The following is a 7,111-nucleotide window of genomic DNA, read 5'->3' as shown; positions in this document are numbered from 1 at the left end:
CGCCGGGAGAGTTCGAAAACATCATCGTCGGAGGCACGACGCGCATCCGCGACGTCGCCACCGTCACGCTCGGCCCCGATGTCGGCCAGACCACATTGCGTTCGGATGGCAAGACCGGCATCGGCATCGGCGTCATCCGCCAGGCGGAATCGAACACGTTGGACATCTCGACCGGCGTCCAGTCCGCCGTCGCCAAGTTGCAGGAAAACCTGCCCAAGGGCATGTCGATCAAGATCACCAGCGACGACGCGGTCTTCGTCAAGGGCGCGGTGCACGAGGTCGAGATCGCGCTCGGCCTGTCCGTCACCATGGTGCTGATCGTCATCTATGTGTTTCTCCTTGACTGGCGCGCGACGCTGATCCCCGGCCTGGCGATGCCGGTCGCCATGATCGGCACCATCGCCGCCATCTATCTGGCCGGCTTCTCGGTCAACATTCTGACCCTGCTCGCGCTGGTGCTGGCGACCGGCCTGGTCGTCGACGACGCCATCGTCGTGCTCGAAAACATCGTGCGACGACGCAACGAAGGCATGGGACCGCGTGCGGCCGCTGTGCTTGGCGCGCAGGAAGTGTTCTTTGCCGTTATTGCCACCACCTTGACGCTGGTCGCCGTCTTCGTGCCGATTTCGTTCCTGCCCGGCCAGACCGGCGGCTTGTTCCGCGAATTCGGCTTCGTGCTTGCCATGTCGGTGCTCTTGTCCTGCGTGGTCGCGTTGACGCTGTGCCCGATGCTCGCCTCGCGCATGCTGACCGGCGCATCGCTCCACCACGAAGGTGGCCATGGCATCGGCGCCCGCATCGGCGGCGCGCTCAATACGGCCTACAAGCGCAGCCTGCACGCCTGCCTCGACGCGCCATGGATCGTGCTTCTGGTCGCGGTGCTGTTCGCCGGCACCGCCTTCACGCTGTTCGGCACCATCCGCCAGGAGCTGACGCCGACCGAGGACCGCGCCGCCGTGCTTCTGCGCATCAGCGCCCCGCAAGGCGTCAGCCTCGACTACACAACGCAGCAGATGCAGAAGATCGAGAGACTGATCCAGCCGATGCGCGATTCCGGCGAGATGCGCAGCACTTTCGAAAATGCCGGCCAGAACGGCTCCTACAACTCCGGCTTCATGGTGATGACGCTGGCGCCGTGGAACGAGCGCAGCCGCAGCCAGCAGGAGATCATGGCCGAGATCAGCCAGCTGACCAGGCAGGTGCCGAGCGTGCGTATCTTCCCGGTGCAGCCCAACAGCCTCGGTATCCGTGGCGCCGGCAACGGCCTGCAGTTCGCATTGGTCGGCAACGACCGCAAGGCGCTCGGCGATGCCGCCGTGAAGATCATCGCCGAGATGCAGAAGGACCCGCGCTTCCAGACACCGCGCCTGTCCATCGACCCGACGCAGCCGCAGCTCGCCGTCGCCATCGACCGCGAGCGCGCCTCCGACCTCGGCATCGACATATCGGGACTGGCCAACACCTTGCAGGCCATGCTCGACGGCAACGATGTCGTCGACGTCTACATCGCCGACCGCAGCTACGGCGTGAAGCTGGTCTCGACCACCAATCCGATCAACGACCCGACGGATCTGGAGAACATCTTCCTGAAAACAGCCGACGGACGTTTCGTGCCGATGTCGACCATCGCCACGCTGACCGAACGCGCCGTGCCGCCGTCGCTGTCGCGCGAACAGCAGCAGCCCTCTGTGGCGATCACGTCCAACCTCAGCGGCGACTTCGCGCTTGGCGATGCGCTCACCCGCGCCGAGCAAATCGCCACGCCGCTGCTGCCGCCAGGCAGCCGCATCCTGCCGCTGGCCGAGGCGGCGACGCTGGGCGAGACCAACAGCGCCATGGTCACCATTTTCGGCTTCGCGCTGGTCATCATCCTTTTGGTGCTGGCCGCCCAGTTCGAAAGTTTTGTCAGCGCCGTCATCATCATGGCGACGGTGCCGCTAGGGCTGGCCTGTGCGATTTTCGCGCTTCTCCTCTCGGGCACCAGTCTCAACGCCTACAGCCAGATCGGCCTGGTGCTTTTGGTCGGCGTCATGGCCAAGAACGGCATCCTGATCGTCGAATTCGCCAACCAGTTGCGCGACCGCGGGCTTGGCGTGCGCGAGGCGATCGAACAGGCCTCGATCATCCGCGTGCGGCCGGTGATGATGACGATGATCTGCACCGTGCTCGGCGGCCTGCCGCTGGTGCTGGCGAGCGGCGCCGGTGCCGAGGCGCGCGTCGCGCTCGGCTGGGTCATCGTCGGCGGCCTGGGGCTGGCCACCGTCTCGACGCTGTTCCTGACGCCGGTCGCCTATCTCCTGCTTGGCCGCTTCGTCACGCCGAAGACCCACGAGGAAGCCCGACTGAAGCGCGAGTTGGAGGAAGCCGCCTACACCAATGTGGAGCCGGCTGAATAGAAATCCCAGGAAAAGTGTGTAGCGGTTTTTCGTCCGGAATTTCGTAAGAAAAATAATTCTGCCTATCTCAAGAACCGGCCTTCGATCGACCAGCGCGCGGCGAGGAAATTCAGCACCGCCGCCACCACGACGCCGCCGATTTTCGCCGGCCACACCCCGATGATGCCGGCGAACAGCGCGATCGAGAGGCTGGAGACACCGAGCGAAATCAGCACTCCAAGCGTGGCGAAACGAAGGAACGCGTCATGCAGCCGGATGGCTCGATTGCGCTCAAACGACCACAAGCCGTTCGCCGCGAAGGAAAAGGTGACGGCGACGAACCAGGCAGCGATGTTGGCCGGCACCGGCGGAACCCCGAGCTTGAGCAGCAGGAAAAAGCTGGCAAGGTCGATGGCCGTGTTCGCCAGTCCGACAATGGCGAAGCGGACGATCTTGCTGCCGGCCGAACGCTGGGGCCGATCGGCGTCGCTCATCTCTTGCCGTCCAAGATCTCGACGCCGGCGCGGGCCAGGCTGGCTCCGAACGCGTCCGATGCCAAGGCCGCGAATTCGACCTCGCGCACACCTTGCATCATGTCGCGCGCGCGCAGCGTCTCGTCGACATGGCCGGGATGACACATGAACAGCCCTCGCTCCGGCAACCCTTCGACGGCGGCCCGCAGAACCGCAGCGAACTTTTCGGGTTGCCGCCAGTCATAGATGCCGGCGAGCGGCTGGAAAACGGTGAAGCCCGCGCGCTGCATCGAGCGGTTGAACCCGGCGGCGAGCGCGGCAATCGCAGCGACTTTCGCTCCCGCGGCCAGCGCCGGGGCGCCGCGCAGGGCCGGCCTGTCGGCGCCTTCTGGAAATCGTGCGCACAGCCATGTGCGCACGACAGGAAGGAAATGCACATGCTGATGCCCGTCGACGAAATCGGGGCGGCGGCCAAGCGCCTCGACGAAGCGGCTGTACTGGGCGTCAAGCTCGGCATGGACATGGCGGGCGCCGATGCGGCCGCGCAGAACAGGCAAGGCCAGTGCGCGGAGCGGTGGCAGCCGGCCTTCCGGCGCCAGGGCCGACCGGCCGGTGACGGCCAACTGGTCGGTCAAGGTGAGGTGCAGCCCAACCGCAGCCCGGCCGCACAGCGGTTTTATGCGCTCTGCCTCCTTTGCCCACTCGGGAAAGCCGGTCATGCAGCTGGTGCCGGTCAGGCGCCCCCGATCGAGAAGATCGAGAATCCCGGCGGAAACGCCAGGCGCCAGGCCGTAATCGTCGGCGATCAGGCGAATGCGCCGCGTCATCTGTTCGAAGAGCCCGGCTCCGGCCGGTCGGCGGGGGCATCGCTGCGCACGACATCGCGCACGAGATAGACCGGCCGATCCTTGCTCTCGCTGAGCGTCACCCAGACATATTCGCCGATCAGCCCAAGCAGGGTCAGGTTGAGGCCGCCGAGCAGAACGACGGCAACCAGCAGGCTGGGGTAGCCCGGAACGGCAATGCCGTAGAAGATCACCTCGAAGAACACCTTTGCACCATAGAGCGCGCCGGCCAACGCCGCGAGCAGCCCGCTAAGACTGATCAGGCGCAGCGGAATGACGGAGAACGAGGTGAACCCTTCGAGCGAGAAGGCGATCAGGTTGAGCCGGCTCCATTTCGATGTGCCACTGGCGCGGCCTTCCGGCGAATAGGGCAATGCTTTCTGGCGAAAGCCCGCCCAGGCAAACAGGCCCTTGTTGAAGCGACGCTTGTCACGCAGGCTGGTCAGTGCGCGCGCCACGGCGCCGCGCATGACGCGAAAGTCGCCGGCATTTTCAGGAATGTCGAAACGCTGGCTGCTGTTGATCAGGCTGTAGAAAAGCCGTGCAAGCTGGCTGCGCCGCCAACTCGCCTCGCGGCGGTCGTTCTGGGCATAGACGACGTCGATGTCGGGATGGTTCACCAGCTCGGCGGTCAGCTTCAGGCTGATGTCCAGGGAATGCTGGAGGTCGGCGTCCATGATCAGCACCATGTCGCCGCGCGACTGGTCGAGGCCGGCGAGCACAGCGACTTCCTTGCCGAAATTGCGGCTGAGGCGGACGATCTCCCACGATCCCGTCAGCGCCTGCGAAAATCGTCCGGCGCCATCGTCACGGCTGCCGTCATCGACCAGGATCTTGTGCACGGTCATGCCGAAGCGCTGTGCCACGGCCGCTTCGAGCTCGCCGAGCAGGCGCGCGAAGGCCGATGCCGAAGCCGCCTCGTTGAAGAATGGCGCAACGATATCGAGGCTCTGTCGCAACTCAGCCATTCGCGACTCCCGCATTCACCACCTTTTCCCGTGCCTTGGCCCAGAACCACCAGATCAGCAAACCGGCGATGAAAGTGATGGCGACCGGCCGGAACCAGGGGAAGAGGAAATCGTGCACATGGCGCTCGACGCCGCTCAGGCCGGTCACGAACAGCGTCATCGACAGCACCGAGGCGAGGACGCCGCCTCGTTCTTCGCGCCACAACAGGGCGATGGCAAGACCGGCTGGTACCGCGATCATGGCAAAGGTGTTGGGCTCGACGCGCGGGTTGAAGACGCACATGTAGAAGGTGGCCGTCAGGAAGATCGCCAGCGCTGCCTTTCCCCCTTCGAGCCTGCGGTCGAACCAGATGACGGCTGAAAGCGTAAGGAGGGCCATGACCATGCGCACGATCGTTGCGCCGAATTCCGGTATCGGCAGCCCTACCGTGGTGAACGGTGCCGTGAAATCGGTGGACACGAAATGGCTGGTATTGTCGACGGCCATGGAGGTCAACATCTGGGCGAAGACACGATACTGATCGTTGAGATAGCCGGCGGGAGCAAAAGCGTAAGGCAGTGCGAGCACGAACAGCACCGCCAGCACCAGCACCGGTATCAACCGAAGCCGAAGGGCTCCTACCAACAACAGCATTATGATCGCGGTCGGCTTGGCGATGATGGCAAGCGAAGCCCAGAAGAACGTCTCCGCCCGTCGCCCTTCCAGCGCCGACAATGTGAGAAGCCAGCAAGCGCCGGTCAAAAGGATCGTCGCCTGGCCGTTGCGGATCGCGCCGAGCGCCATCGGCAAAGCGAGGAAGAGGCCGAAAGAAAGCAGCCACATCAACTCGCCACCACCGAGCTTGCGCACCTGCCGCATCGCGGCAAAGGTCAGCACCGCAAACCCAAGGGAGTGCCACACCACGCCGCCCAGATGCGGACCGAGCTTGACTATCGGAGTGTAGAGCGCGGCGAAGGCCGGCGCGTAGAGATACCCCATCTCGGATTGGGTGTCGTAGAGCGGCAGACCGGCCAGAAGCGCCTCGCTGCCATCTATATAGGCCTTCCACACCGTCCGCGTGTACGGCGACCTCAGGACCATGGCAAGAACGACCAGGAACGCTCCGATCCACAGGCCAAACCCCAAACGGTCGAAAACCGGCTTGGAAATCGTCATCAAGGCACCCCACACAATCCCGGAACAAGCTCAGTCCAGCCTGTCCCGGCATTCGATGGCGGCGGCATATCACGGACGCAGCGGCATGGCATAGGGGGCTTGATGGACGCGGATATCGGCCTGACGGTCCCGAGGCGGCGGATAACCGGCAATCTCTGACGCAAAGCACTCCGAGGCTAAGGCCGGATGAACACCTTGCCGTTCGGCTTAGCCAGTTCCGCCGGCACCCGCGCCATCGCCTCGGCAAGCGGCACCACCGCCGTCACGTCGGTCGACCAGCGCCCATCGGAAAAACGCTTCTGCGCTTCCAGGATCGCCGGGCCGCGGCGATCGCGGAACTGGCGCATCCACTCGCTCAGCCAAAAACCTTCGATATGCTTATGCTGGAAAATCAGTTGACCGGGCTCGCGGATAACGGTGGCTTCGGGATCGAGCTTCCCGTAGATGATCCAGCGCGACCGCTTCGGCATGATGTCGAAGATGGCGGAAGCCAGCGGCCCGGTCACCGCGTCGAGAAAGATGCGCGGCTGCTCGGCCTTCACCACCTCGCGTAACGCCGCCTTGAAATCCGGCGCCTTTTCGTTGAGGACGTGCGCCGCGCCGAGCGCTTTCAGCGCCGCGATCTGGTCGTCGCGGCGCACGGTGACGATCGGCCGGAAGCCCTTCCCGCTGGCAAGGCCAATGATCAGCTTGCAGAGCTGGCTGGCGCCGGCGGTCATGACGAAGGCCTTTTCGCCTTCCTCCTTGACGACGTCGAACATGGCGAGCGCGGTGAGCGGGTTGACGATCATCGCCGCGCCATCCTCGTCGCGGACCGTGTCGAGCAGCGCAATGCATGCAGCAGCTTCGGCGACAGCATAGTCGGCCCACGAGCCCCAGTTGGTGACGCCGGTGGTAAAGGCGACGCGCTTGCCGATCAGGCTTTTGGGATAGGGTTCGTCCCCGCTGGCGACGACAATCCCGACGCCCTCGAAGCCGGCCGGCTGGCCCTTGGCGCGCGGCTGGCCGTACTGGCCCTTGACGAAGGCGATGTCGGAGGGGTTGATCGAGGCGAGGTTGACCTTGATCAGCACCTGCGTCGGTCCGGGTGTCGGCACCGCGATGTTGCCCGGCTCGAGATACGGCTCCATCGCCTCCAGCACACTGCCGCTCGGCGTCCTGGTGTAGCCGTCGCCGACCAGCAGCAGCGCCTTCATTTCGGAGGGGACGGCCATTGGAACACTCCGTGCTTGGGCTGTCGGCATCGCCGGATGACGATGCCGACGCTCAGACCTTTTCCTGCGTGTATTTCTTC

6 protein-coding genes are annotated in these 7,111 nt (G+C 64.6%); 1 reads left to right on the top strand and 5 read right to left on the bottom strand.

The annotated features are described in order from the left end of the window. Positions 1-2,396 (top strand): efflux RND transporter permease subunit (locus EN749_RS27065; protein ID WP_145991018.1); only part of this gene is annotated, 2,396 nt, incomplete at its 5' end. A gap of 62 nt (positions 2,397-2,458) precedes the next feature. Here EN749_RS27065 and EN749_RS27060 read toward each other — a convergent pair. From EN749_RS27060 to EN749_RS27040, 5 genes are all read right to left on the bottom strand, one after another. Further along, a complete protein-coding gene (locus EN749_RS27060) occupies positions 2,459-2,869 on the bottom strand; it encodes a GtrA family protein (RefSeq protein WP_127809363.1) in 411 nt (136 codons plus the stop codon). Next, entirely contained in the window at positions 2,866-3,675 is an 810-nt protein-coding gene (locus tag EN749_RS27055; RefSeq protein WP_127809362.1) for a ChbG/HpnK family deacetylase, read from the bottom strand. Before EN749_RS27055 ends, EN749_RS27060 begins: the two co-directional genes overlap by 4 nt. Then, positions 3,672-4,661: a glycosyltransferase family 2 protein gene (locus EN749_RS27050; protein WP_128364321.1), complete on the bottom strand. Its 990-nt coding sequence runs from the start codon at positions 4,659-4,661 to the stop codon at positions 3,672-3,674. The genes EN749_RS27055 and EN749_RS27050 overlap by 4 nt, the downstream gene beginning before the upstream one ends. Next, positions 4,654-5,817, bottom strand: coding sequence for a glycosyltransferase 87 family protein (locus tag EN749_RS27045; protein WP_127809361.1), 1,164 nt, complete (start codon positions 5,815-5,817; stop codon positions 4,654-4,656). Before EN749_RS27045 ends, EN749_RS27050 begins: the two co-directional genes overlap by 8 nt. Before the next feature lie 176 nt (positions 5,818-5,993). Continuing rightward, entirely contained in the window at positions 5,994-7,031 is a 1,038-nt protein-coding gene (locus tag EN749_RS27040; protein WP_128364320.1) for a zinc-binding dehydrogenase, read from the bottom strand. Positions 7,032-7,111: the final 80 nt, after the last annotated feature.

This window comes from Mesorhizobium sp. M7A.F.Ca.ET.027.02.1.1, assembly GCF_004022985.1.
Lineage (GTDB): Bacteria > Pseudomonadota > Alphaproteobacteria > Rhizobiales > Rhizobiaceae > Mesorhizobium.
The sequence above is the reverse complement of the archived record's forward strand: the minus strand, read 5'-3'. Positions and strand labels throughout refer to the sequence as shown.